General features: G+C 67.3%; 22 protein-coding genes. 16 read left to right on the plus strand and 6 right to left on the minus strand.

The features are described from left to right. Positions 1-20 precede the first annotated feature (20 nt). The 11 genes from AC1DKV_RS12900 to ftsB all read left to right on the plus strand — a co-directional run bounded on the left by AC1DKV_RS12900 (position 21) and on the right by ftsB (position 10943). Positions 21-521, plus strand: coding sequence for a gluconokinase (locus AC1DKV_RS12900; RefSeq protein WP_441618832.1), 501 nt, complete (start codon positions 21-23; stop codon positions 519-521). A 281-nt stretch (positions 522-802) separates the two neighbouring features. Beyond that, positions 803-2275: a circularly permuted type 2 ATP-grasp protein gene (locus AC1DKV_RS12905; protein WP_441618834.1), complete on the plus strand. Its 1473-nt coding sequence runs from the start codon at positions 803-805 to the stop codon at positions 2273-2275. Between the two features lie 121 nt (positions 2276-2396). Then, positions 2397-3350: an alpha-E domain-containing protein gene (locus AC1DKV_RS12910; protein WP_441618836.1), complete on the plus strand. Its 954-nt coding sequence runs from the start codon at positions 2397-2399 to the stop codon at positions 3348-3350. Positions 3351-3387: 37 nt separating this feature from the next. Continuing rightward, a complete protein-coding gene (locus AC1DKV_RS12915; RefSeq protein ID WP_441643389.1) occupies positions 3388-4212 on the plus strand; it encodes a transglutaminase family protein in 825 nt (274 codons plus the stop codon). Between the two features lie 201 nt (positions 4213-4413). After that, positions 4414-5235 (plus strand): proteasome-type protease, encoded by an 822-nt coding sequence (locus tag AC1DKV_RS12920; protein WP_441618840.1) that lies wholly within the window; start codon positions 4414-4416, stop codon positions 5233-5235. A 9-nt stretch (positions 5236-5244) separates the two neighbouring features. After that, on the plus strand, positions 5245-6060 hold the full coding sequence (locus tag AC1DKV_RS12925) for an alpha/beta fold hydrolase (protein WP_441618842.1): 816 nt from the start codon (positions 5245-5247) through the stop codon (positions 6058-6060). A 126-nt stretch (positions 6061-6186) separates the two neighbouring features. Then, positions 6187-7839: a CTP synthase gene (locus AC1DKV_RS12930; RefSeq protein ID WP_441618844.1), complete on the plus strand. Its 1653-nt coding sequence runs from the start codon at positions 6187-6189 to the stop codon at positions 7837-7839. Positions 7840-7871: 32 nt separating this feature from the next. Continuing rightward, on the plus strand, positions 7872-8741 hold the full coding sequence (gene kdsA, locus AC1DKV_RS12935) for a 3-deoxy-8-phosphooctulonate synthase (RefSeq protein WP_441618845.1): 870 nt from the start codon (positions 7872-7874) through the stop codon (positions 8739-8741). 103 nt (positions 8742-8844) lie between these two features. Beyond that, positions 8845-9135 carry a DUF1330 domain-containing protein gene (locus AC1DKV_RS12940; protein WP_441618847.1) on the plus strand — a complete coding sequence of 97 codons (291 nt, stop codon included), beginning with the start codon at positions 8845-8847 and terminating at the stop codon, positions 9133-9135. Between the two features lie 93 nt (positions 9136-9228). Then, on the plus strand, positions 9229-10518 hold the full coding sequence (eno, locus tag AC1DKV_RS12945; RefSeq protein WP_441643391.1) for a phosphopyruvate hydratase: 1290 nt from the start codon (positions 9229-9231) through the stop codon (positions 10516-10518). Between the two features lie 83 nt (positions 10519-10601). Further along, positions 10602-10943: a cell division protein FtsB gene (ftsB, locus tag AC1DKV_RS12950; protein ID WP_441618850.1), complete on the plus strand. Its 342-nt coding sequence runs from the start codon at positions 10602-10604 to the stop codon at positions 10941-10943. A 179-nt stretch (positions 10944-11122) separates the two neighbouring features. On the opposite strand, the gene AC1DKV_RS12955 is transcribed toward ftsB, so the two are convergent. From AC1DKV_RS12955 to AC1DKV_RS12965, 3 genes are all read right to left on the minus strand, one after another. Continuing rightward, on the minus strand, positions 11123-11527 hold the full coding sequence (locus AC1DKV_RS12955; protein WP_441618852.1) for a hypothetical protein: 405 nt from the start codon (positions 11525-11527) through the stop codon (positions 11123-11125). Between the two features lie 98 nt (positions 11528-11625). After that, positions 11626-12654 carry an Hsp33 family molecular chaperone HslO gene (gene hslO / locus AC1DKV_RS12960; RefSeq protein ID WP_441618854.1) on the minus strand — a complete coding sequence of 343 codons (1029 nt, stop codon included), beginning with the start codon at positions 12652-12654 and terminating at the stop codon, positions 11626-11628. Positions 12655-12703: 49 nt separating this feature from the next. Then, a complete protein-coding gene (locus AC1DKV_RS12965) occupies positions 12704-13228 on the minus strand; it encodes a gamma carbonic anhydrase family protein (protein ID WP_441618856.1) in 525 nt (174 codons plus the stop codon). Positions 13229-13374: 146 nt separating this feature from the next. Here AC1DKV_RS12965 and AC1DKV_RS12970 point away from each other — a divergent pair, with 146 nt between their 5' ends. Further along, positions 13375-14262, plus strand: coding sequence for a ferritin-like domain-containing protein (locus AC1DKV_RS12970; protein ID WP_441618858.1), 888 nt, complete (start codon positions 13375-13377; stop codon positions 14260-14262). On the opposite strand, the gene AC1DKV_RS12975 is transcribed toward AC1DKV_RS12970, so the two are convergent. Together AC1DKV_RS12975 and AC1DKV_RS12980 are read right to left on the minus strand one after the other, a co-directional pair. After that, on the minus strand, positions 14256-14627 hold the full coding sequence (locus AC1DKV_RS12975) for a hypothetical protein (protein WP_441618860.1): 372 nt from the start codon (positions 14625-14627) through the stop codon (positions 14256-14258). The genes AC1DKV_RS12970 and AC1DKV_RS12975 overlap by 7 nt on opposite strands. Before the next feature lie 496 nt (positions 14628-15123). Then, on the minus strand, positions 15124-16857 hold the full coding sequence (locus AC1DKV_RS12980) for an acetate--CoA ligase (RefSeq protein WP_441618861.1): 1734 nt from the start codon (positions 16855-16857) through the stop codon (positions 15124-15126). A gap of 168 nt (positions 16858-17025) precedes the next feature. On the opposite strand from AC1DKV_RS12980, the gene AC1DKV_RS12985 reads away from it, so the two are divergent. Further along, a complete protein-coding gene (locus AC1DKV_RS12985; protein WP_441618863.1) occupies positions 17026-17919 on the plus strand; it encodes an alpha/beta fold hydrolase in 894 nt (297 codons plus the stop codon). A 15-nt stretch (positions 17920-17934) separates the two neighbouring features. On the opposite strand, the gene AC1DKV_RS12990 is transcribed toward AC1DKV_RS12985, so the two are convergent. Next, positions 17935-19056, minus strand: a complete 1122-nt coding sequence (locus AC1DKV_RS12990; protein ID WP_441618934.1) for an NAD(P)/FAD-dependent oxidoreductase — start codon at positions 19054-19056, stop codon at positions 17935-17937. A 184-nt stretch (positions 19057-19240) separates the two neighbouring features. On the opposite strand from AC1DKV_RS12990, the gene AC1DKV_RS12995 reads away from it, so the two are divergent. The 3 genes from AC1DKV_RS12995 to AC1DKV_RS13005 all read left to right on the plus strand — a co-directional run bounded on the left by AC1DKV_RS12995 (position 19241) and on the right by AC1DKV_RS13005 (position 21594). Further along, entirely contained in the window at positions 19241-20086 is an 846-nt protein-coding gene (locus AC1DKV_RS12995) for a 3',5'-nucleoside bisphosphate phosphatase (protein ID WP_441618864.1), read from the plus strand. Between the two features lie 141 nt (positions 20087-20227). After that, positions 20228-20851, plus strand: coding sequence for an L-threonylcarbamoyladenylate synthase (locus tag AC1DKV_RS13000; protein ID WP_441618866.1), 624 nt, complete (start codon positions 20228-20230; stop codon positions 20849-20851). Between the two features lie 77 nt (positions 20852-20928). Further along, positions 20929-21594, plus strand: a complete 666-nt coding sequence (locus tag AC1DKV_RS13005; RefSeq protein ID WP_441618868.1) for a site-2 protease family protein — start codon at positions 20929-20931, stop codon at positions 21592-21594. Positions 21595-21691 lie beyond the last annotated feature (97 nt).

The following is a 21691-nucleotide window of genomic DNA, read 5'->3' on the forward strand; positions in this document are numbered from 1 at the left end:
TCACGATCGTTGGAGCAGACATGATCTACATCCTGATGGGCGTTTCCGGCAGCGGGAAAACCACGGTCGGCCAGTTGCTGGCCAAGAACCTGCATTGCGGCTTCCATGACGCCGATGAATTCCACAGCGCGGCCAACAAGGAGAAGATGCATAACGGCATCCCCCTGACCGACGAAGACCGCTGGCCCTGGCTGGCCGCCATGCGCGCGGCGATCGACGCGGCCCGCGCCGAGGGCCGTACCCATGTGTTCACCTGCTCGGCGCTGCGCCAGGTCTACCGCGACCGCCTGTTGCCGTCCGAGGGCGGCGTGACCTTCGTCTATATGAAAGGCGACGCCGCGGTGATCGGCGGGCGCCTGTCCGAGCGCAGCGACCACTTCTTCAACCCGGCCTTGCTGCAAAGCCAGTTCGAGACGCTGGAAGAGCCGAGCGACGCGCTGGTGCTCGATATCCGGCAGACGCCGGAGGCGCTGGTGCAGCGCATCCTGGCCCAGGTGCCCGCGACCGCGGCGGTGCGCTAGGGGGGTGACTCCGGTCCGGGGCGCGCTTTTCCCCTTGGGCGCGCCGGGGCTGGCAGGCATCTTGCTACATATATCTTCGATGGCGCGGACGCTTGCTGCTTGCGGCTTTCGTGGCCATGGGTATCATCCCAATCAGGACAGCACTTCGACGCATGACGCATGGCCAGCGGCTTCGCCGGCCCGGGTGGTGGCCTCGAAATGCTGTGCCGGGAAGAACAAGCCAATCAAAACGGGATCGCCGGCAGCTTGGGCGGCGCCCAAATCATGGGGGAACGGCCATCATGGCGGCGCGGTTTTTCGACGAGATGCTCGATTGGCAAGATGGCGTGGCAGCGGCAATCCACGCGGGGCAGCCCCTGCCGGCAGGGGCGGTGCGCGGGCACTACAAGCAGTTCGCGGACTGGCTGGCGCGCCAGTCCGAAGGAACCATGGGCAACAAGCGCGCGGAGGCGGACCTGATCTTCCGGCGCGTGGGCATCACCTTCGCTGTCTACGGCGACAAGGACGAGTCCAACAGCGGCACCGAGCGCACCATTCCGTTCGACGTGATTCCCCGCATCTTTCCCGCCAGCGAGTGGGCCACGCTGGAGCGCGGGCTGCGCCAGCGCGTATCGGCGCTGAACCGCTTCATCCATGACATCTACCACGGCCAGGACATCATCCGCGCCGGCGTGATCCCGCCCGACCAGATCTACAACAACGCCCAGTACCGGCCAGAGATGCTCGGCATCGACGTGCCGCGCGACATCTACGCCCACGTGGCCGGCATCGACGTGGTGCGCGCGGGCGAGGGCGAGTTCTACGTGCTGGAAGACAACCTGCGCGTGCCCTCCGGCGTGTCCTACATGCTGGAAAACCGCAAGATGATGATGCGGCTGTTCCCGGACCTGTTCGCGCGCAACCGCGTGGCGCCGGTGGCCCACTATCCCGACCTGCTGCTCGACATGCTGCGCGGCGTCTCGCCGCAGAACATCGCCGATCCGACCGTGGTGGTGCTCACGCCGGGCATGTACAACTCGGCCTACTTCGAGCACGCCTTCCTCGCGCAGCAGATGGGCGTGGAACTGGTCGAGGGCAGCGACCTGTTCGTGCAGGACGAGCACCTCTACATGCGCACCACGCAGGGGCCGCAGCGCATCGACGTGATCTACCGTCGCGTCGACGACGATTTCCTCGATCCGCTCGTGTTCCGTCCCGACTCCACGCTGGGCGCGGCGGGGCTGCTGTCGGTCTACCGTGCCGGCAACGTGACCATCTGCAATGCCATCGGCACCGGCGTGGCCGACGACAAGTCGATCTACCCCTACGTGCCCGACATGATCCGCTTCTACCTCGGCGAGGAAGCGATCCTCAACAACGTGCCGACCTATATGTGCAGGCGCCCCGACGACCTGCAGTACGTGCTCGACCACATGGACGAACTGGTGGTCAAGGAAACCCACGGCGCCGGCGGCTACGGCATGCTGGTGGGGCCCGCCGCCACGCGCGCGGAGATCGACACTTTCCGTGAAGTGGTGCGCGCGCGTCCGGAGCAGTACATCGCGCAGCCCACGCTGGCGCTGTCGACCTGCCCGACCTACGTGGAAGCGGGCATCGCGCCGCGCCATATCGACCTGCGGCCCTTCGTGCTGTCGGGCAAGGATGTGCGCATGGTGCCGGGCGGGCTGACGCGCGTGGCCTTGCGCGAAGGCTCGCTGGTGGTCAATTCGTCGCAGGGCGGCGGCACCAAGGACACCTGGGTGCTGGAGCGCTGAAGCGCCGGAATGGCCGGATGCGGGGCGCGCCAGGCGTGCCCGCGGATTGTTGGGATTGCCGCGCCGCCGCTGTCCATGCGCGGGCGGCGTGGACGAACAGCGCAGTACGAGGGGACTGACCATGCTAAGCCGCACCGCCGACCATCTGTTCTGGATGGCGCGCTATACCGAACGCGCGGAGAACACCGCGCGCATGCTCGACGTGAACTACCAGACTTCGCTGCTGCCGCAATCGGCGGAAGTGGCGGAGCAGGGCTGGTGGGCGATGCTCGACATTTCCGAGCTGACCGCCGTGTTCGACAACAAATACGGCCTGCTCACGCGCGACGATGTGATCGACTTCATGGTGCGCGACATGACCAATCCGTCGTCGATCATGAGCTGCCTGCGCGCTGCCCGCGAGAACGCGCGCGCGGTGCGCGGCTCGCTCACCACCGAGGTCTGGGAAACCATCAACACCACCTGGCTCGATGTGCAGCGCCTGATCGCAGATGGCGTGCTGTGCGAGGACCCGGCGCAGTTCTTCGAGTGGGTCAAGTTCCGCTCGCACCTGGCGCGCGGCGTGCAGTTCGGCACCATGCTCAAGGACGACGCCTTCCACTTCATGCGGCTGGGCACCTTCCTCGAGCGCGCTGACAATACCGCGCGGATCCTCGACGTGAAGTTCCAGGCCAGCACCGTCGACGACAGCGATCCCAACCGCGACGCCAACGATTTCTATCACTGGGCGGCGGTGCTGCGCTCGGTGTCGGGGTTCGAGGTCTACCGCAAGATCTACCGCACGGTGATCACGCCCGAGCGCGTGGCGGAGCTGCTGGTGCTGCGCCCGGACATGCCGCGTTCGCTGGTGTCGAGCCTGGACGAGGTGGTGGCGATCCTGGCGCTGGTGGGCAACCAGCATTCCTCGGAGACCGAGCGGCAGGCTGGTAAACTCCACGCCGATTTGAAATACGCGCGCATCGACGACATCTTCGCCGTCGGCCTGCACGCTTACCTGACCAGTTTCCTAGAGCGCATCGGCGACCTCGGCAACGGCATCAGCCGGGATTTCCTCGTGCCGCTGCTGGCTGCCTGAACCACTCGCGTGGTAGTCGCGCCGGCCTCGCCATATCGTGAAATACAAGATCCATCACAAGACCGTCTACCGCTATGCCGAGCCGGTCCGCCGCAGCGTGCACGAACTGCGCCTGGCACCGCGCTCGGGGCCGCTCCAGACCGTGCGGGAGTGGCACCTGTCGGTGCCGGGCAACCTGTCCGAGGCGCGCGACGGTTTCGGCAATATCGTGCACAGCTTCACCGTCGCCGGTCCGGCCCGGACCCTGGTGATCGAAGCCAGCGGCGTGGTGGAAGTGACGCCGGCGGCGGGCGGCAGCGCGCCGCTGTTCTGCGATGCGCCGCCCGCGGGCGAGGCGCGCGTGTCGCCGCTGTATTACCTGGGCGGCACGCCGCTGACCGCGGCCGAACCCGAGATGATCCGCTTTGCCGCGCCTTACCTCGCGGCGGGGCATGAGGTGCCTGCGCTGCTGGCGCTGGCCGGCGGCATTGCCGAGCGCGTGCGCTACGTGCCCGACAGCACCGATGTCGGCACTTCGGCCAGCGAGGCGTTCGCGCTGGGCGGCGGCGTCTGCCAGGACCAGGCGCAGGTGATGGTGGCATGCTGCCGCGCCCTCGGCGTGCCGGCGCGCTATGTCAGCGGTTATTTCTACGACCCTGCGGCCGCGGCGCTGGCCGGCCATGCCTGGGCCGATATCTGCGTGGATGCGGGCAGGGAATTGTGGTGCAGCGTCGACGTGACCCATCGCTGCCTCAGCGATGCGCGCCACGTGCGGCTGGCCGTGGGCCGCGACTACCGCATGGCCGCGCCGGTTCGCGGCGTGCGCGAGGGGGGCAGTGGCGAGCGGCTGGCGGTCGAGATCGCGATTGCACCGGAACAGTGAATCGGACGGTGCGCCGCGCACCACGCGCGGGCGCCCGTTGCGGTATCGAACGCGCCCCCGCGGCGCTAGAATGCGGCATTGAAGTGGCCTCGTGCCAGATGGCATGGCATGGCATGGCAAGGCCGGACGTGCGCGGAATGTCCACGCTGAATGTGCGCGCCGAGTGTGCACGCTGAGTGTTCACCATAACTAGACAAGATCATGACGTACTGTGTTGCCATGCGCCTGGACGCCGGCCTGGTGTTTCTCTCCGACTCGCGCACGAATGCGGGTGTCGACGCGATTTCCAGCGCGCGCAAGATGACCGTGTTCGAAGAGCCCGGCGACCGCGTCATGGTGCTGCTCACGGCCGGCAACCTGGCAATCAGCCAGGCGGTGCGGCAGATCCTGGCCGAAGGGCGTGACGAGAAGCGCTCGCTGTGGACCGCGCGCGATCTGTTCGAAGCCGCCACCATCGTCGGCGACGCCGTGCGCCAGGTGCACAAGCATGATGCCCACGCGCTGCGCGATGCCGGTATCGAGTTCAATGTCAGCCTGATCTTCGGCGGGCAGATCCGCGGGGAGCGCGTGCGCCTGTTCAATGTGTACGCGGCCGGCAACTTTGTCGAAGCCACGCCCGAGAACTGCTATTTCCAGATCGGCGAGGCCAAGTACGGCAAGCCCATCATCGACCGTGTGGTGGAGCCTTCGCTGCCGCTGGGCGAGGCCGCCAAGTGCGCGCTGATCTCGATGGACTCCACGCTCAAGTCGAATATCTCGGTAGGCCTGCCGCTGGACCTGCTGGTGTATGAAGCCAATGCGCTGCGGGTGAGCCGCTTCGTCAACATCGACGAGAAGAACGCCTACTTCCGCATGATCCGCGATACCTGGGGCCAGCGCCTGCGCCAGGTCTTCGGCGAAATCCACGACCCCGAATGGGATGCGGCAGCCCCGGCGGAGTTTCCGCTGGCGCGCCCGGGCGAAGCCGATCGCTGGGGCCAGCCCGTGCGCGCCAAGCGCGAGCGCAGCAACGGCCGCGGCTGAGGGTTCGCCATGCGTGACATCCTGCATTTCTCGCATGCCAACGGTTTCCCGGTCAGCACCTACCGCAAACTGTTTTCGCGCCTGGAAGACGAGTTCGAGATCCGCGCGGTGGACCGCTACGGGCACGACCCGAAATACCCGGTCACGCGCGAGTGGCCGCACCTGGTGGATGAACTGCTGGCCTCGGTAGAGCAGAAGTACCGCGAGCCGGTGTGGCTGGTGGGGCATTCCCTGGGGGGCTTCCTGTCGCTGATGGCGGCCCTGCGGCGCCCGCAGCTGGTGCGCGGCGTGGTCATGCTCGACTCGCCGGTGATCGCCGGCTGGCGCGCGGCGCTGCTCAAGGCGGGGCAGCGCTTCGGCCTGGACGAGGCGCCCGGCCCGGCGGCGGTGACGCGCAGGCGGCGCACGCATTGGCCCGATGCCGAGGCGGTCTGGCAGCACTTTCGCAGCAAGCCGCTGTTCGCGGCGTGGGACGAAGACGTGCTGCGCGACTATGCCGAGCACGGCACCGAACCCACCGGACGCGACGCCGAGCGCCGCCTGCGCTTCGAGCGCGAGATCGAATACCAGATCTACCGCACGCTGCCGACCGGCCTTGGCGCGCGCGTGTCGCGCGGCGCGCCGGTGCCGGTCGGCTTTGTCGCCGGCAAGCACTCGCGCGAGGTCCGGCAATGCGGGCTTGGCGCCACGCGCAAGCTGGTGGGCGAGCGCCTGCGCTTCATCGAAGGCGGGCACCTGTACCCGATGGAGCGCCCGGAGCAGACCGCCGCGCTGATCCACGAGCTGCTCGGCGGCATGCGGCGCGAGGCCGGCCAGCGGCTCTGATGACGGGATGAGAGGCAAACGCCGCATGCGCTCGCCCGGCCCGCGGCGCGGCCGCCTGTCACAAATGCGGCGCTGCAGCAGGCGGGCTCTCATGTATAATCCCGATTTCCCCGGCAAGCTCGGTTTATGACCAAATTCGTCTTCGTCACCGGTGGCGTCGTCTCTTCTCTCGGCAAGGGCATCGCTGCTGCTTCGCTCGCGGCCATTCTCGAGTCGCGCGGCCTCAAAGTCACCCTCCTCAAGCTAGATCCCTACATCAATGTCGATCCCGGCACGATGAGCCCTTTCCAGCATGGCGAGGTGTTTGTCACGGAAGACGGCGCGGAAACCGACCTCGATCTCGGCCACTACGAGCGTTTCGTCTCGGCCAAGATGCGCAAGTCCAATAACTTCACCACGGGCCAGATCTACGAATCGGTGATCCGCAAGGAACGCCGCGGCGAGTACCTCGGCAAGACGGTGCAGGTGATCCCGCATATCACGAACGAGATCCAGGCCTTCATCGAGCGCGGCGCGGCTGCCTCGCATGGCGGCAAGGCGGACGTGGCACTGGTGGAAATCGGCGGCACGGTCGGCGACATCGAATCGCTGCCCTTCCTGGAAGCCGCGCGCCAGATGAGCCTGCGCATGGGCCGCAACCATGCCGCCTTCGTGCACCTGACGCTGGTGCCGTTCATTGCCAGCGCCGGCGAGCTGAAGACCAAGCCGACCCAGCACTCGGTGCAGAAGCTGCGTGAAATCGGCATCTCGCCGACCGCGCTGCTGTGCCGCGCCGACCGCCCGATCCCGGACGAAGAGCGCGCCAAGATTTCGCTGTTCTCCAACATCCCGCAGGAAGCCGTGATCTCGGTGTGGGACGTGGACAGCATCTACAAGATCCCGCAGATGCTCAACGAGCAGGGCCTCGACCGCCTGATCTGCGAAGAACTGCGTATCGATCCGAAGCCGGCGGATCTCTCCATGTGGCAGCGCCTGGTCAATGCCCAGGAAAATCCGCAGCACGAGATCACCATCGGCATGGTCGGCAAGTACGTCGACCTGACCGAATCGTACAAGTCGCTGATCGAGGCGCTGCGCCACGCCGGCATGCATACCGCTACCCGCGTGAACATCGAGTACATCGATTCCGAGGAGCTCGAATCGGGCCACCTGGAAGTGCTCGCGCCGCTGGATGCCATCCTGGTGCCGGGCGGCTTCGGCAAGCGTGGCACCGAGGGCAAGATCCGCGCGATCCAGTACGCACGCGAGAACAAGGTGCCGTACCTGGGCATCTGCCTGGGCATGCAGCTGGCGGTGATCGAGTTTGCCCGCCACGTGGCGGGGATGGCCGATGCCAACTCGACCGAATTCAACCTGGAAACCGAGCATCCGGTGGTCGCGCTGATCACCGAATGGGTGGACCGCGAAGGCAAGGTCGAGCAGCGCTCGGCCGAGTCCGACCTGGGCGGCACCATGCGCCTGGGCGCGCAGCGCGTGCCGGTCAAGGCAGGCACCAAGGCCGGCCAGATCTACGGCCCGGAAGTCAACGAGCGCCATCGCCACCGCTACGAGGTCAACAACCACTACGTGCCCACGCTGGAAAAGTCGGGCATGGTGATCTCGGCGCGGACCCCGACGGAAGACCTGCCGGAAATGATGGAGCTGCCGGAAAGCCTGCACCCGTGGTTCGTCGGCGTACAGTTCCACCCGGAATTTACCTCCACCCCGCGTGACGGCCATCCGCTGTTCAAGGCCTACGTGGAAGCGGCGCTGGCCAGCCAGAAGAGCAAGGCGGCCTGAGGGCCCGGCACCGCGCAAGCAGGAGACTAGCGATGAAACTCTGTGGCTTCGAGGCTGGCCTGGGCCAGCCCTTCTTCCTGATCGCCGGTCCGTGCGTGATCGAGTCCGAGCAGATGGCGCTGGATACCGCCGGCGAGCTCAAGGCGATCACCGGCGAACTCGGCATCCCGTTTATCTACAAGTCCTCGTTCGACAAGGCCAACCGCTCGTCGGGCAGGACCTTCCGCGGCCTGGGCATGGAGAGGGGTCTCGAGATCCTCGCCACCGTCAAGCGCGAGATCGGCGTGCCGGTGCTGACCGACATCCACGAGATCGACGAGGTCAAGCCGGTGGCCGCCGTGGTCGACGTGCTGCAGACGCCGGCCTTCCTGTGCCGGCAGACCGATTTCATCCGCGCCTGCGCGCAGAGCGGCCGTCCCGTCAATATCAAGAAGGGACAGTTCCTGGCGCCGCACGACATGAAGAACGTCATCGACAAGGCACGCGACGCCGCGCGCGAGGCGGGCCTGCCGGAAGACAGCTTCATGGCCTGCGAACGCGGCGTGTCCTTCGGCTACAACAATCTGGTCTCCGACATGCGCTCGCTGGCGATCATGCGCGAGACCGGCGCCCCGGTGGTGTTCGACGCGACTCACTCGGTGCAGTTGCCGGGCGGGCAGGGCACCAGCTCGGGCGGCCAGCGCGAGTTCGTGCCGGTGCTGGCGCGCGCGGCGGTGGCAACCGGCGTGGCCGGCCTGTTCATGGAAACCCATCCGGATCCGAGCAAGGCCATGTCCGACGGACCCAACGCGGTGCCGCTGTCGCGCATGAAGGAATTGCTGTCCGTGCTCAAGGATCTCGATGCGCTGACCAAGCGCGCGGGCTTCCTCGAAGACAATTTCGGCTGGCCGGCCTGCGCCTGAGCGGGCCCCGGTTCGCACCGCCGGCAGGCGTTCCCGCTGAGGAAAAGCCGCCGGTGGTGACGAATCGTATCGAAAGACAATACAAAAGCTTCGGAGACACTGCATGGCCGCAGGCTATATCATCGCCTACGTCGACGTGACGGACCCCCAGCAGTACGAGCAGTACAAGGTGCTGTCGAGCAAGGCCATTCAAGCCCACGGCGCCGAGGTGCTGGTGCGCGGCGGCAAGGTCGGGCAACTCGAGGGGGAATGGGCGCCGACCCGTGTCGTGGTGCTGAAATTCCCTAGCTTCGCGGCGGCAAAATCGTTCCACGACTCCGAAGAGTATCGCGCCGCGCGCGCCTCGCGCGAGCATGCGGCGAAGATGAACATGATCGTGGTGGAAGGCGTCTGACATATTGGTCAGGCATCATCCGCGCTGATCCCGATTTGCCGGCTCCTGGCATAGCCGGCAGGCAGAAAGATTCAAACAGTCAGAGAGGAATTCATGAGTGCAATCGTAGATATCATCGGTCGCGAAGTTCTCGACTCGCGCGGCAACCCGACGGTCGAGTGCGACGTCCTGCTGGAATCCGGCGTGATGGGCCGCGCGGCGGTGCCGTCGGGCGCCTCCACCGGTTCGCGCGAAGCCATCGAGCTGCGTGACGGCGACAAGTCGCGCTATCTCGGCAAGGGCGTGCTGAAGGCGGTCGAGCATATCAACACCGAGATCTCCGAAGCCATCATGGGCCTGGACGCTTCCGAGCAGGCCTTCCTGGACCGCACCCTGATCGACCTCGACGGCACCGAGAACAAGGGCCGCCTGGGCGCCAACGCCACGCTGGCCGTGTCGATGGCCGTGGCCCGCGCCGCTGCTGAGGAAGCCGGCCTGCCGCTGTACCGCTACTTCGGTGGCTCGGGCGCGATGCAGATGCCGGTGCCGATGATGAACATCGTCAACGGTGGCGCGCACGCCAACAACAGCCTGGATATCCAGGAGTTCATGATCATGCCGGTGTCGCAGAAGAGCTTCCGCGAAGCCCTGCGTTGCGGCGCCGAAGTGTTCCATGCACTGAAGAAGATCCTGGCCGACAAGGGCATGTCCACCGCGGTGGGCGACGAAGGCGGTTTCGCGCCGAACTTCGCGTCGAACGAAGAGTGCCTGAACACCATCGTGCAAGCCGTCGAGAAGGCAGGCTACCGCATGGGCGAAGACGTGCTGCTGGCGCTGGACTGCGCCGCCAGCGAGTTCTTCCGCGAAGGCGAGGACCTGTATCACCTGGAAGGCGAAGGCCTGAAACTGACCTCGACCCAGTTCGCCGACTACCTGGCCAACCTGTGCGACAAGTTCCCGATCGTGTCGATCGAGGACGGCATGGCCGAGGGCGACTGGGACGGCTGGAAGACGCTGACCGACAAGCTCGGCAAGCGCGTGCAGCTGGTGGGCGACGACCTGTTCGTCACCAACACCAAGATCCTGAAGGAAGGCATCGAGAAAGGCATCGGCAACTCGATCCTGATCAAGATCAACCAGATCGGCACCCTGACCGAGACCTTCGCCGCCATCGAAATGGCCAAGCGCGCGGGCTACACCGCCGTGATCTCGCACCGTTCGGGCGAGACCGAGGACAGCACCATCGCCGATATCGCGGTGGGCACCAATGCCGGCCAGATCAAGACCGGCTCGCTGTCGCGTTCGGACCGCATCTCGAAGTACAACCAGCTGCTGCGCATCGAGGAAGACCTCGGCGATATCGCCAGCTACCCGGGCAAGAGCGCGTTCTACAATCTGCGCTAAGCTCGCGTCATGCGCCGGCCCGGACAAGATGCCCGGGCCGGCGCCGACGATCCTGAATTCTTCTTCAAAGCGCCAGAATCCACATGCGCCTGATCTCGCTGCTGCTGTTCGTGCTCTTGCTTGCCATTCAGTATCCCCTGTGGCTGGGCAAGGGCGGCTGGCTGCGCGTGTGGGACCTGGACAAGCATGTGCAGGAACAGAGCGCGCGCAATCAGTCGCTCAAGCTGCGCAACGCCAAGCTGGAAGGGGAAGTGAAGGATCTGCAGGACGGCACCGGCGCCATCGAGGAGCGTGCCCGCTACGAGTTGGGCATGGTCAAGGACGGCGAGGTGTTCGTGCAGTTCGTGGCGCCCGCGCCTAAGGTCAGCGCCACGCCGCCGCTGCCGCCGCCGCCGAACTCCCCGGCCGCCACTGGCCGTCATTGAGGCATTTCCGCCCGGATTTCATCGCCGGCGCCCGGCTCTGGCCGCCGCAATCTCTGCCCCGTCTTCATCCGCCGTTGCCGCCCGGTCGCGCACGACCACACAGCCCGCATTGAGCCCGCATTGCGTGTGCGCCTTGGGACGCTTCATCGGGGCGCTTGCCGCCTTGTCGCCACACGCCCTCACCAGTACGGATAACCGCCCCAGCCCGGAAAGCCGCCGCTGATACCGACGCCGCCGCCCCAGTGGCCGCCGCCCCAGCCGCCGTAGAACAGGTTCCAGCTGGGCGTGGGATAGGCGTAGTAGGCGCGCGAGTAGGCCTGCGCCTGCTGCTGGCGCGCGATGGCCGCATCCTGCTCGTGCAGGATGTCGCGGTTCAGCGCGCTCAGCTTCTGGCTTTCTTCGGGCGTGATCGGCGCGGGCGGGACGCCGTCAGGTGCCAGCCGCGCCGTCGGGGGCGAGCCGTTGATGTCGCGCGGCAACTGGGCGCAGCCGCCGAGCAGCACGGCGCCCAGCAGCAGTGCGCCAAGGGCGCCCGCCGCGCGCCATGTCGCGGCGGGGAGCAGGTTCGAAGACGAAGCGGGCATGAGATTCCCCCTGACTCTGTGGTCGCTGACGCTTTGACCCCGGCAGGCGGTGCAAAGGTTCCGCCTGAGCAGCCTGGCCGCCTGGAAAATGCTCCCGGTCAGTGGTGCTGGCCGGCCCCCTCGCCGGCGCCGGTGGCGATCGGTGCCGGTGCGAACAATTGCGCGCAGTCGACCGGGTCGAAGTGATAGTGCTGGCCGCAGAAGTCGCAATGGATGTCCACATTGCCGCGTTCTTCCAGGATGCTCTCGATCTCGGTGCGGCCGAGGTTCTGCAGCATGCTGGCCACCTTGGGGCGCGAGCACGAGCAATTGAAATGCGGGCTGAGCGGCTCGAACACGCGCACGCCGGTGTCCTGCAGATCTTCCCAGAATAGGCGGCGCAGCAGCGTGTCGGGCGTCTCGGCGAGCAGTTCTTCGCTCTTCAGCGTGGCGCCGAGCTGGCAGGCGCGGTCCCAGGTGTCGAGATCCTGCGCGCGGGCGCTGCCGCCCAGCGGAGCGCCGGTTTCACCCACTTGCGCGGGGCCGCGTCCGGCATGGCCCTCCATGGTGCCGCCGTAGCTCGGCAGCTTCTGCAGCAGCATGCCGGCGGCGACCTGGTCGTCGGCGGCCAGCCACAGGCGCGTGTCGAGTTGCTCGGAGGCGCGCATATAGTGCTCGAGCACCGCGGCCATGGATTCGAAGGTGCCATGCGCATCGGCCAGCGGCACGATACTCTGGTAGGCCTGCTGGCCCGGCAGCTTGTCCTTCGGATCCAGGGTGATGGCGAAGCGGCCGCCGCCGTGCACGTTGACGAGATCCTCCAGCGTGGCGTCGTCGGCCACCTGCACGCCTTCGGCCAGCTTGGCCGTGGCGCGCATCGACAGGTCGGACAGGCACTCCACCACCAGCATGCGCACCGGGCCGTCCCCGTGCACCTGCATCACCAGGGCTCCGTTCAACTTCAGGTTGGCGGTGAGCAGGGCGGCCGCGGACATCATTTCACCCAGCAGCCGGCGCACCGGTGCGGGATATTGATTGCGGCGCAGCACGTCCTGCCAGGTGGCGTGCATGCGCACCAGCTCGCCGCGCACGGGGGCCGCGTCGAACAGGAATTTCTGCAGGGTGTCGGGGGAGGTGGTGTCAGTCACGATGATCCGTCGGTAAATCGGTGCGGGCGCAGTCCTTGGCCGGCGCGCCTTAGTCGATGCGTTTTAGTTGGGTCTTGTACAAGGCCTGGCGCGTGGCGTAGGTCTCGGCATTGCGGTACAGGTTGGCCACGTCCTGCTCGGTGAGCTCGCGCACCACCTTGGCTGGCGCTCCCAGGATCAGCGAGCGGTCCGGAAAGACCTTGCCCTCGGTGACCACCGCGCCGGCGCCGACCAGGCATTCCTTGCCGATCACCGCGCGGTTCAGGATCACGGCCTGGATGCCGATCAGCGAGCCTTCGCCGACGGTGCAGCCGTGCAGCATGGCCTGGTGGCCGATCGACACCTTGTCGCCGATGGTCAGCGGGCAGCCGGGATCGGTGTGGAGCACGGTGCCTTCCTGCACATTGCTGGACTCGCCCACCACGATCGGTTCGTTGTCGCCGCGGATCACCACGCCCGGCCATGCACTGGCGCGCGCCTTGAGCGTCACGTTGCCAATGATGGTGGCCTCCGGTGCCACGTAGGCGTCCGGATCGATGATCGGGGTGAGGTCGCCGAGCTGGTAAAGCGCCATGAAGTCTCCTGCACAAGTTCGTATGGGTATATGGGGTCTGCCGCCGGCCTTTAAAGAGCGTACGCCGGCGGCGCCGCGCGGCGGGAGATTGTGCCGGCTGCGCTGCGCGCCGGCCCTACAATGGCGGCAACCCGGATTTTACGCTTATGCCAGCCAACCTGACCGATGCCGCCCCCGCGGGCGCGCCCGATTCCGCCTTTCCTGTCCTGCCGGACGCCACCGGCCTGTCCCTGCGCCGCCAGGCGCTCGCCATCCTGTGCCTCGACGACGCGCGGCAGAAGGCGGCTGCCACGCGCCGCTTGCGCCAGGCAGCCGCCGGCATGGCGCCGGAGGCACTTGGCGTTGCCGAAACCATCGCCGCGGAACTGCCGGTGCCCGGGCGCCCGGCGCTGCCGGAACTGGTGGCGCCGCAGCGCGTAGAGCGTCGCCGCTCCATCCACACGCCGGCCGGCCGGGCCGCGATGATCCACGCGCTGGCCCATATCGAGTTCAATGCGATCAATCTCGCGCTCGATGCCCTCTGGCGCTTCGGCGGCATGCCCGCGGCCTTCTATCACGACTGGCTGCGCGTGGCCGACGAGGAGGCCCTGCATTTCACCCTGCTGGCGGATCATCTGGGCAGGCTGGACGCGTGCTATGGCGATTTCCCGGCGCACAACAGCCTCTGGGAAATGGCGGACAAGACGGCTGGCGACGTGCTGGCGCGCATGGCGCTGGTGCCGCGTACCCTGGAAGCCCGCGGACTGGACGCCTCGCCGCCGGTGCGGGCCAAGCTGGCGGCCGCCGGCGACCACGAAGCCGCCGCCATCATCGATATCATCCTGCGCGACGAAGTCGGGCACGTGGCGATCGGCAACCACTGGTACCGCTGGCTTTGCGCCGGACGCGGGCTTGACCCGGTCGAGACCTATGGCGAACTGGCGGTACGCTACCAGGCGCCGCGCCCGCGTCCGCCGTTCAACCTGGGAGCCCGCCGTGCCGCGGGCTTCGATGATGACGAGCTGGCCTGGCTCGAGGCGCAGGCAGCTCAGTAGTGCTCGGTCACGAGCATCAGCCCCGGCTGCGCGCCGTCCGGCACATCTCCCCTGGAGAATCTCATCGTCTCGACCGAGGCGCGCGCGGACTTCAATTGCACCGTCTTGCCCGGCATCAGCGGCAGTGACGCAAACTCGGCAGCCTGGGTGCCGTTCTGCGGGCAACTGACCGATGCGGCGGGCGTTCGCCCGCCGCTGATCTGCGGAAGGCAGGACGGCGCGACGATGGCGCCGCGAAAGACGATCATGCCATCCGCAGCCCACGCGGGCGCCGAGAGCCATGCACATGCCAGGGCCAGGGCCAGAGGCAGGCGGCGCGGGAGATTGCGGATGGAGGCGTTACCGGTGCGTGGTTGCGTGCTCATTTTGTTCCCCTGTTGGTGGTCGAGCGGATGTCAATTCAGGCTACGTCGTCGGAAATTTCTTCTAATTTGTTCAGAATTTTATGTCTCAATATTAGGAAATACAATCGAGCTTGGTGGAAATTTCCTATGCATTTTTTCTAGTGCCTTGTTTCAGGTCATGTCCCATTTCCGGCGGGCTTGCGTTTTTGGAGTGCAACTTCTAGTTCGGATTTTTCTTATTTGAAGCGCGTGTCCTGGTTTTTGTTTTTTATAAGAAAAGTCTTAAAAAAGAAAATGAAATGATCGTGGCCGATGGATTGAGAGCGTTGCCAGGGCAATCGTGCGCAGATGGATGCGGACCATCGGTGCGGCACCCCCATGTATTCGCTAACGTCAGTCCCGGCGAATACTTGACGGCAAAATCCGGCCGGGCAGGATGGCCGCCGGGCCGGAACGGGAAGATGTGAGCAAGGAGGGGGGCTGGCCGGCTGTGCGGTGGCCAGCCCCGGGGGCTGGCCTAGCGGGACGGCGTCGTGCCGCGCTGCGCTTCCATCTCGCGCAGCAAGCGCCGCTGGATCTTGCCGGTAGTGGTCATGGGCAATTGCGCGATGAATTCGATGGACTTGGGGTATTCGTACGGCGCGAGCTGGCCGCGTACATGCTGCTGCAGCTCCGCGGTCAGCGCGGCATCGGCCTGCGGGGAGCGGGCCACGGACGGCAGCAGCACGATGAATGCCTTGACCACCGCGCCGCGCTCCGGATCGGGCGAGGGCACCACGGCGCAGTTCGATACGGCGGGATGCTTGAGCAGGCAGTTTTCGATCTCGCTCGGACCGATGCGGTAGCCAGACGATTTGAAGACATCGTCGGCGCGCCCCTGGTACCAGAGGTAGCCGTCCTCGTCGATGCGTGCCATGTCCCCGGTGCGGCACCAGCGCAGGCCATCGTGCTCCAGGTACCTGGCGGCGGTAGCCGCCTCGTTGCGCCAGTAGCCGAGGAAGAACACCGGGTCCGGATGCCCGTGCGCGTCTGTACTGCACACGGCGATCTCGCCCTCGTCGCCCGGCGCGCAGGGCTGGCCGTCTTCATCCACGACGGCGAGCCGGTGGCCGGGATAGGGGCGCCCCATGGAGCCGGGGCGCGCCGGCCAGCCGAGCTTGCCATCGTCGTTCTGCGCGGTGCAATTGCCCACGATGTAGTTGATCTCGGTCTGCCCGAACATCTCGTTGACCACCACGCCGAGCGCGTCGCGGCACCAGGCGAACACGGTCTCGCCCACGGCTTCGCCCGCGCTCATCAGCGCGCGCAGGTGCAGGCGGTATTGCGCGCGCGGCGCCGGGCAGGTCTTCATCATCTGCTTGAGCGCGGTCGGGAACAGGAAGGTATTGGTGACCCGGTAGCGCTCCATCAGTTCGAAGGCGACCTGCGCGGAAAAGCGCCCCTGGTAGCCTACGATCGGCTTGCCGAAATACAGCGCGGGCATCAGCGCGTCCCACAGGCCGCCGGTCCAGGCCCAGTCGGCCGGACTCCAGAACACATCGTCCGCCTGCGGATACCAGTTCTGCGAGCAGACGAAGCCGGGCAGGTTGCCGATCAGGGCGCGGTGCGGAATCACCGCGCCCTTCGGCGGCCCCGTGGTGCCGCTCGTGTAGATCAGCACCGCGGCCTCGTCGGCCTTGGTCTGCTCGGCGGTGAAGGACGGCAGCTCGGCTGCCAGCAGCGCGGTCCAGTCATGCTCCGCGCGGCCGGCGGCGGCGCCCACGCCGATCACGCAAGCCAGCGCCGGGCACTCGGGGCGCGCCGCCAGCAAGCTGTCGATGGCGCTCTCGTCGGCAATCGCCACGCAGGCCTCGCTGTGCTGGAAGCGATAGGCCAGCGCTTCGGGGCCGAACAGCATCGACAGGGGCATGGCAATGGCGCCGAGCTGGTAGATCGCCATGTGCGCGATCACAGTCTCGATGCGCTGCGGCATGACGATGCCGACGCGGTCGCCGCGCGCCACGCCGAGCGCGCGCAGCGCGCGCGACAGGCGGTTTGCTTCGGCCTGGATATAGGCGTAGCTGTGGCTCGCGCGGCGGCCGTCTTCGTGTTCGGTGTAGACCGCGACCCGGTCGGCGCTGGCGGGATCGCGCGCCCAGCGGCCGCAACATGCCTCGGCCAGGTTGAAGTGCTCGGGCACGTGCCAGCGGAAGCTCTCGTGCAGCGCGCGGTAGTCGTCGCGCCGGCTTGAGGGCGGGGGGGATTCGGCCATGCTGGGTCTCCTGTTCTTGTGTTCGTCCTGCATCCTGTGCCGCCGGCGGGCGCTTGCCCGGTCCGGCTTGCCGCTATAATCCGCAAACGAACGATCGTTCTATTTTTATCGGGCTTCCCTGTCGTCGCGGGTGAAAGCGTCGGCCAGGAAGGCACCGGGGAGACAACCATGACAATCAGAGAAACCTCGCGCTCGGAATTTATCACGTTGCGCGGGCTCGACATGCACGTGCGCCACTGGGGTCGCCCCGGCGCGCCGAAGCTGTTCCTGCTGCACGGCTGGATGGATGTGGCTGCGTCGTTCCAGTTCATGGTGGACGCGCTGGAGCGCGACTGGCACGTGATCGCGCCCGACTGGCGCGGCTTTGGCCAGACCGGCTGGCCCACGCGCTATCCGGGCACGGAGTCTTACTGGTTCGCCGACTACGTGGCCGACCTGGAGGCGGTGCTCGACCATTTCCACCCTGACGCGCCGGTGAACCTGGTGGGCCACAGCATGGGCGCCAATGTGGCCTGCATCTATGCCGGTATCCGTCCGGCACGGGTGCGCCGCGTGGTGGACCTCGAAGGCTTCGGCATGACGGCCACGCGCGCGGAACAGGCGCCCGGGCGCTACGCGCGCTGGCTTGACGAGCTGCGCGAGCGCCCGGAGCTCAGGACCTACGACAGCCTGGAGGCCGTGGCGGCGCGGTTGCAGAAGACCAACCCGCGCCTGCCGGGCGAGCGCGCGGCCTTCCTGGCCCAGCACTGGTCGGCGCGCAATGCGCAAGGCCGCTGGGAAATCCTGGGCGACCCGGCGCACAAGATGATCAACCCCGTGCTGTACCGGCTCGACGAAGTGATGGCGATCTGGGCGGAGGTCACCGCGCCGGTGCTGCATGTGGAGGCGCGCGACTCGCAGACGCTGCGCCATATCGCGCGCCACCAGCCGCTGGATGAATTCCGGCAGCGCTTCAGGGCTTTCCGCGACTTCCGCGAGGAGATTGTCGACGCCGCGGGCCACATGCTGCATCACGACCAGCCACGCGTGGTGGCGGCGCTGGTGGAGTCGTTCTGCGCGTGATGCGGCGCGCCACGCTCAGGCGTGCGTCAGCCTTTCCTTGAGCGCGGCGTTGTTGCTGGTATGCACATGCACCAGCGCCTTTTCAGGGAACGCGTAGTGATAAGCCTTGCGCAGCGCCAGCGCGGCCTCGTGAAAGCCGGACAGGATCAGTTTCTGCTTGTTCGGGTAGAAGGCGATGTCGCCGGCGACGAAGATGCCGCGGCGCGAGCTCTCGTAGGTAGTGGTGTCCACCACGATGCGGCCGGCGCGCATGTCGAGATCCCACTGCGCGATCGGGCCCGGTTCCGACACCAGGCCATACAGCGCCACCAGCTCGTCCGCGGGCAGGCTGATGGTCTCGTCGCGCGTGCGGATATCCACGCCGCTCAGGGCGTCGCCTTCGGTCTTCAGCGCGCCCAGCATGCCCACGACGAAGTCCATCTCGCCGGCTGCCACGGCGGCGCGCATTTCCGCCACCGAGCCGTCGGCGGCGCGAAAGCCTTCCCGGCGGTGCAGCAGCGTCACGCGCGCGGCGGTCTTGCGCAGCGCCAGCGCCCAGTCCAGCGCGGAGTCGCCGCCGCCGGCCACCACCACGCGCTTGCCGGCGAAGCGCGTCACATCGCGCACCGCGTAGTGCAGGTGACGGTCTTCCAGCGCCGCGGCTTCGGGCAGCGCCACGCGTTGCGGGGCAAAGGCGCCGGCGCCGGCGCAGATCAGCACGGCGGCCACGTCGAAGCGCTTGCCGCCGTCGGTGGTGACCAGCAGGCGGTGCGGATGATCGTGGGCGCCTTGCCCTGGCGCGGCGGGCGCGCGGGGGATTTCCTCCAGGCCGTTGGCGCGTTCGTTGAAATGCATGGGAAACGCGAACGGCGCGCACTGTTCGAGCAGGCGGTCGACCAGGTCCTGCGCCAGGCAGCCGGGCACGGCCGGAATGTCGTAGATCGGCTTCTCCGGATAGAGCTCGGTGCACTGGCCGCCGGCGCGGTCCAGCACGTCGACCAGTTCGCACTTCAGGCCGAGCACGCCTGCCTGGAAGGCCGCGAACAGGCCGACCGGGCCCGCGCCGACGATCAGGACATCGGTACGGATCACATCGGGCCCGACAGTGAAGGCGGCGGCGGGGGGGCTGGCGGGCGTGGCGGAAGCGTCGGTCGGCATGGCTTGGCGCACGGCGCGCGCTGCGCCGGCGGGGAGGAGGATTGCAAGGCCCCAACTATACCGCGCGGCGCGCCGGACAAGCCCGACGCCAGCGTTGGTGGCAGGGCTATCGGCGCTGCCGGGCGGCATGCACTGTGTGCGTCGTCCAACGCGCGCCGGGCCGCCGCGGGAGTAGAATAGCGGCATGCAAAACCCTCACGCCATCAACGCCGATCTTCATTGCCACTCAACCGTGTCCGACGGCATGTTGTCGCCACGCGAAGTGGCCGGGCGCGCCCATGCGGGCGGCGTGGCTTTCTGGGCGCTGACGGACCACGACGAGGTGGCGGGCCAGACCGAGGCGCGCGCCGCCGCCGAGGCACTCGGCATGCGCTATGTGCCCGGCGTGGAGATCTCCGTGACGTGGGCCGGCCAGACCGTGCATATCGTCGGCCTGCAGATCGATCCGGCATGTCCGGCGCTGGTCCAGGGCCTGGAGGCCACGCGCTCCGGGCGCGCCTCGCGGGCGCAGGATATCGGCGAGGCACTGGAAGCGGTCGGCATCGAAGGCGCCTACAAAGGGGCGTTGCGCCACGTGGGCAACCCGGACCTGATCTCCCGCACGCACTTCGCGCGCTGGATGGTGGAGCAGGGACTCTGCAAGTCCGTCAGCGATGTGTTCAGCGAATACCTCGGCGAAGGCCGCCCGGGCTATGTCGGGCATCGCTGGGCCCGGCTGGGCGACGCGGTCGGCTGGATCCAGGCCGCCGGCGGCATTCCGGTGATGGCGCATCCGGGCCGCTACAACTACACGCAGCTCCAGCATGACGCGCTGTTCGACGAGTTCGTGCAGCTCGGTGGCGCGGCGGTCGAGGTGGTGACCGGCAGCCATACGCCGGACCAGTACCGCCAGTATGTCGATGTCGCGCACCACTATGGCCTGATGGCCTCGCGCGGCTCGGACTTCCACGGGCCCGGCGAAGGGCGCATCGGGCTGGGCTCGCTGCCCCCGCTGCCGTCGTCGGTCACACCGGTCTGGCATGACTGGTAAGCCGGTGCGGCCTCCGGCCGCCCGGCGCCTCCCTGGCCCGCCCCCGTCATGCGCACCGTCCGCTCCCCTTCCTCGCAGCTCCCGCCCGGCGTGCACGCGGCCTTTGCGCCGGGCCTGCGGCCACTCGCTTTCAGCCCGCACATGTCCCAATACTTCGATATCCACCCGCTCAACCCGCAGTCGCGGTTGATCAAGCAGGCCGCACAGATCATCGGCAAGGGCGGGCTGATCGCCTTGCCGACCGACTCCAGCTACGCACTTGCGTGCCGGCTCGACGACAAGGCCGCGGTCGAGCGCCTGCGCCGCCTGCGCGGCATCGATGACAAGCACCACCTGACGCTGATGTGCAGCGACCTGTCCGAGCTGGGCAACTTCGCGCGCGTCGACAACCGGCAGTACCGGTGGCTCAAGGGCGCCACGCCCGGGCCCTATGTGTTCATCCTCGAGGCCAGCAAGGAAGTGCCGCGCCGGCTCTCGCACCCGGCGCGCAAGACCATCGGCGTGCGCGTGCCCGACCACCCGATCCCGCTGGCGCTGCTGGCCGAAGCGGGCGAGCCGCTGATCTCGGCCACCCTGCAGCTGCCTGGCGACGAGGTGCCGCTCAACGAGCCCGAGGTGATCCGCGCCCGCCTGGAGAAGCAACTCGAGCTGGTCATCTGCGGCGGCGCCGCGCCGGCGCAGCCGACCACCGTGATCGACCTGACGAGCGGCGAGCCCGAGCTGATCCGGCAGGGTCGCGGCGACATCGGGCGCTTCGGCCTCTAAAGCGCCGCCTTCACTTTCCGCGTGGCGCAGCCGCCGCGCGTCGCCTGCACGCCGGGACCCCGGTACAATAGCGCCCCATGGATTCTTCCCTGATTCAGACCCTTGCGGTCTACGCCCTGCCGGTGCTGTTCGCGATCACGCTGCACGAAGCCGCCCACGGCTACGTGGCCAAGCTGTTCGGCGACAACACCGCCTATATGATGGGCCGCGTCAGCATCAACCCGGCGCGCCACATCGATCCCATCGGCACCATCGCGGTGCCGCTGTTGCTCTATTTCATGACCAGCGGCCAGTTTGTGTTTGGCTACGCCAAGCCGGTACCGGTTGCCTTCGACCATCTGCGCAATCCGCGCTGGCATGGCATGTGGGTGGCGCTGGCCGGCCCGGGCAGCAATGTGCTGCAGGCCTTCCTGTGGGCGCTGATGGCGATCGGCCTGGTGCTAACGCAGGTGCAGGAGCCCTTTTTCAGCCAGATGGCGCGCGCCGGCGTGCTGGTCAACCTGGTGATGGCAGCCTTCAACCTGTTCCCCGTTCCCCCGCTCGACGGCGGCCGCGTGCTGACTGCGCTGCTGCCGCAGCAACTGGCGCGCGCCATCTCGCGCATCGAGCCCTATGGCATTTTCGTGGTGCTGGCCCTGGTGGCCGCAGGCGTGATCACCAGGGTCTGGATGCAGCCGGTGATGGGCGCCCTCAGCGGGCTGGTGCAGCTGATGCTGCAGCCCATCCTGGCACTGGTGCAATAAGGCCTGGGGCGGAGCGCTTCGCCTCATCCGGGCACGCTTGCGAGCCACGCCCGGACACGCTGCATCGAACACGCTGTACCAAGTACCGAATTCCCAC

This window comes from Cupriavidus sp. 05T41 (assembly GCF_056396525.1).

Bases quoted from the DNA above. Each gene is read 5' to 3' on its own strand.
- AC1DKV_RS12900 (WP_441618832.1), top strand. From the start codon at position 21: ATGATCTACATCCTGATGGGCGTTTCCGGCAGCGGGAAAACCACGGTC.
- AC1DKV_RS12905 (WP_441618834.1), top strand. From the start codon at position 803: ATGGCGGCGCGGTTTTTCGACGAGATGCTCGATTGGCAAGATGGCGTG.
- AC1DKV_RS12910 (WP_441618836.1), top strand. From the start codon at position 2,397: ATGCTAAGCCGCACCGCCGACCATCTGTTCTGGATGGCGCGCTATACC.
- AC1DKV_RS12920 (WP_441618840.1), top strand. From the start codon at position 4,414: ATGACGTACTGTGTTGCCATGCGCCTGGACGCCGGCCTGGTGTTTCTC.
- AC1DKV_RS12925 (WP_441618842.1), top strand. From the start codon at position 5,245: ATGCGTGACATCCTGCATTTCTCGCATGCCAACGGTTTCCCGGTCAGC.
- AC1DKV_RS12930 (WP_441618844.1), top strand. From the start codon at position 6,187: ATGACCAAATTCGTCTTCGTCACCGGTGGCGTCGTCTCTTCTCTCGGC.
- kdsA (WP_441618845.1), top strand. From the start codon at position 7,872: ATGAAACTCTGTGGCTTCGAGGCTGGCCTGGGCCAGCCCTTCTTCCTG.
- AC1DKV_RS12940 (WP_441618847.1), top strand. From the start codon at position 8,845: ATGGCCGCAGGCTATATCATCGCCTACGTCGACGTGACGGACCCCCAG.
- eno (WP_441643391.1), top strand. From the start codon at position 9,229: ATGAGTGCAATCGTAGATATCATCGGTCGCGAAGTTCTCGACTCGCGC.
- ftsB (WP_441618850.1), top strand. From the start codon at position 10,602: ATGCGCCTGATCTCGCTGCTGCTGTTCGTGCTCTTGCTTGCCATTCAG.
- AC1DKV_RS12955 (WP_441618852.1), bottom strand. From the start codon at position 11,527: ATGCCCGCTTCGTCTTCGAACCTGCTCCCCGCCGCGACATGGCGCGCG.
- AC1DKV_RS12965 (WP_441618856.1), bottom strand. From the start codon at position 13,228: ATGGCGCTTTACCAGCTCGGCGACCTCACCCCGATCATCGATCCGGAC.
- AC1DKV_RS12970 (WP_441618858.1), top strand. From the start codon at position 13,375: ATGCCAGCCAACCTGACCGATGCCGCCCCCGCGGGCGCGCCCGATTCC.
- AC1DKV_RS12975 (WP_441618860.1), bottom strand. From the start codon at position 14,627: ATGAGCACGCAACCACGCACCGGTAACGCCTCCATCCGCAATCTCCCG.
- AC1DKV_RS12980 (WP_441618861.1), bottom strand. From the start codon at position 16,857: ATGGCCGAATCCCCCCCGCCCTCAAGCCGGCGCGACGACTACCGCGCG.
- AC1DKV_RS12985 (WP_441618863.1), top strand. From the start codon at position 17,026: ATGACAATCAGAGAAACCTCGCGCTCGGAATTTATCACGTTGCGCGGG.
- AC1DKV_RS12990 (WP_441618934.1), bottom strand. From the start codon at position 19,056: ATGCCGACCGACGCTTCCGCCACGCCCGCCAGCCCCCCCGCCGCCGCC.
- AC1DKV_RS12995 (WP_441618864.1), top strand. From the start codon at position 19,241: ATGCAAAACCCTCACGCCATCAACGCCGATCTTCATTGCCACTCAACC.
- AC1DKV_RS13000 (WP_441618866.1), top strand. From the start codon at position 20,228: ATGTCCCAATACTTCGATATCCACCCGCTCAACCCGCAGTCGCGGTTG.
- AC1DKV_RS13005 (WP_441618868.1), top strand. From the start codon at position 20,929: ATGGATTCTTCCCTGATTCAGACCCTTGCGGTCTACGCCCTGCCGGTG.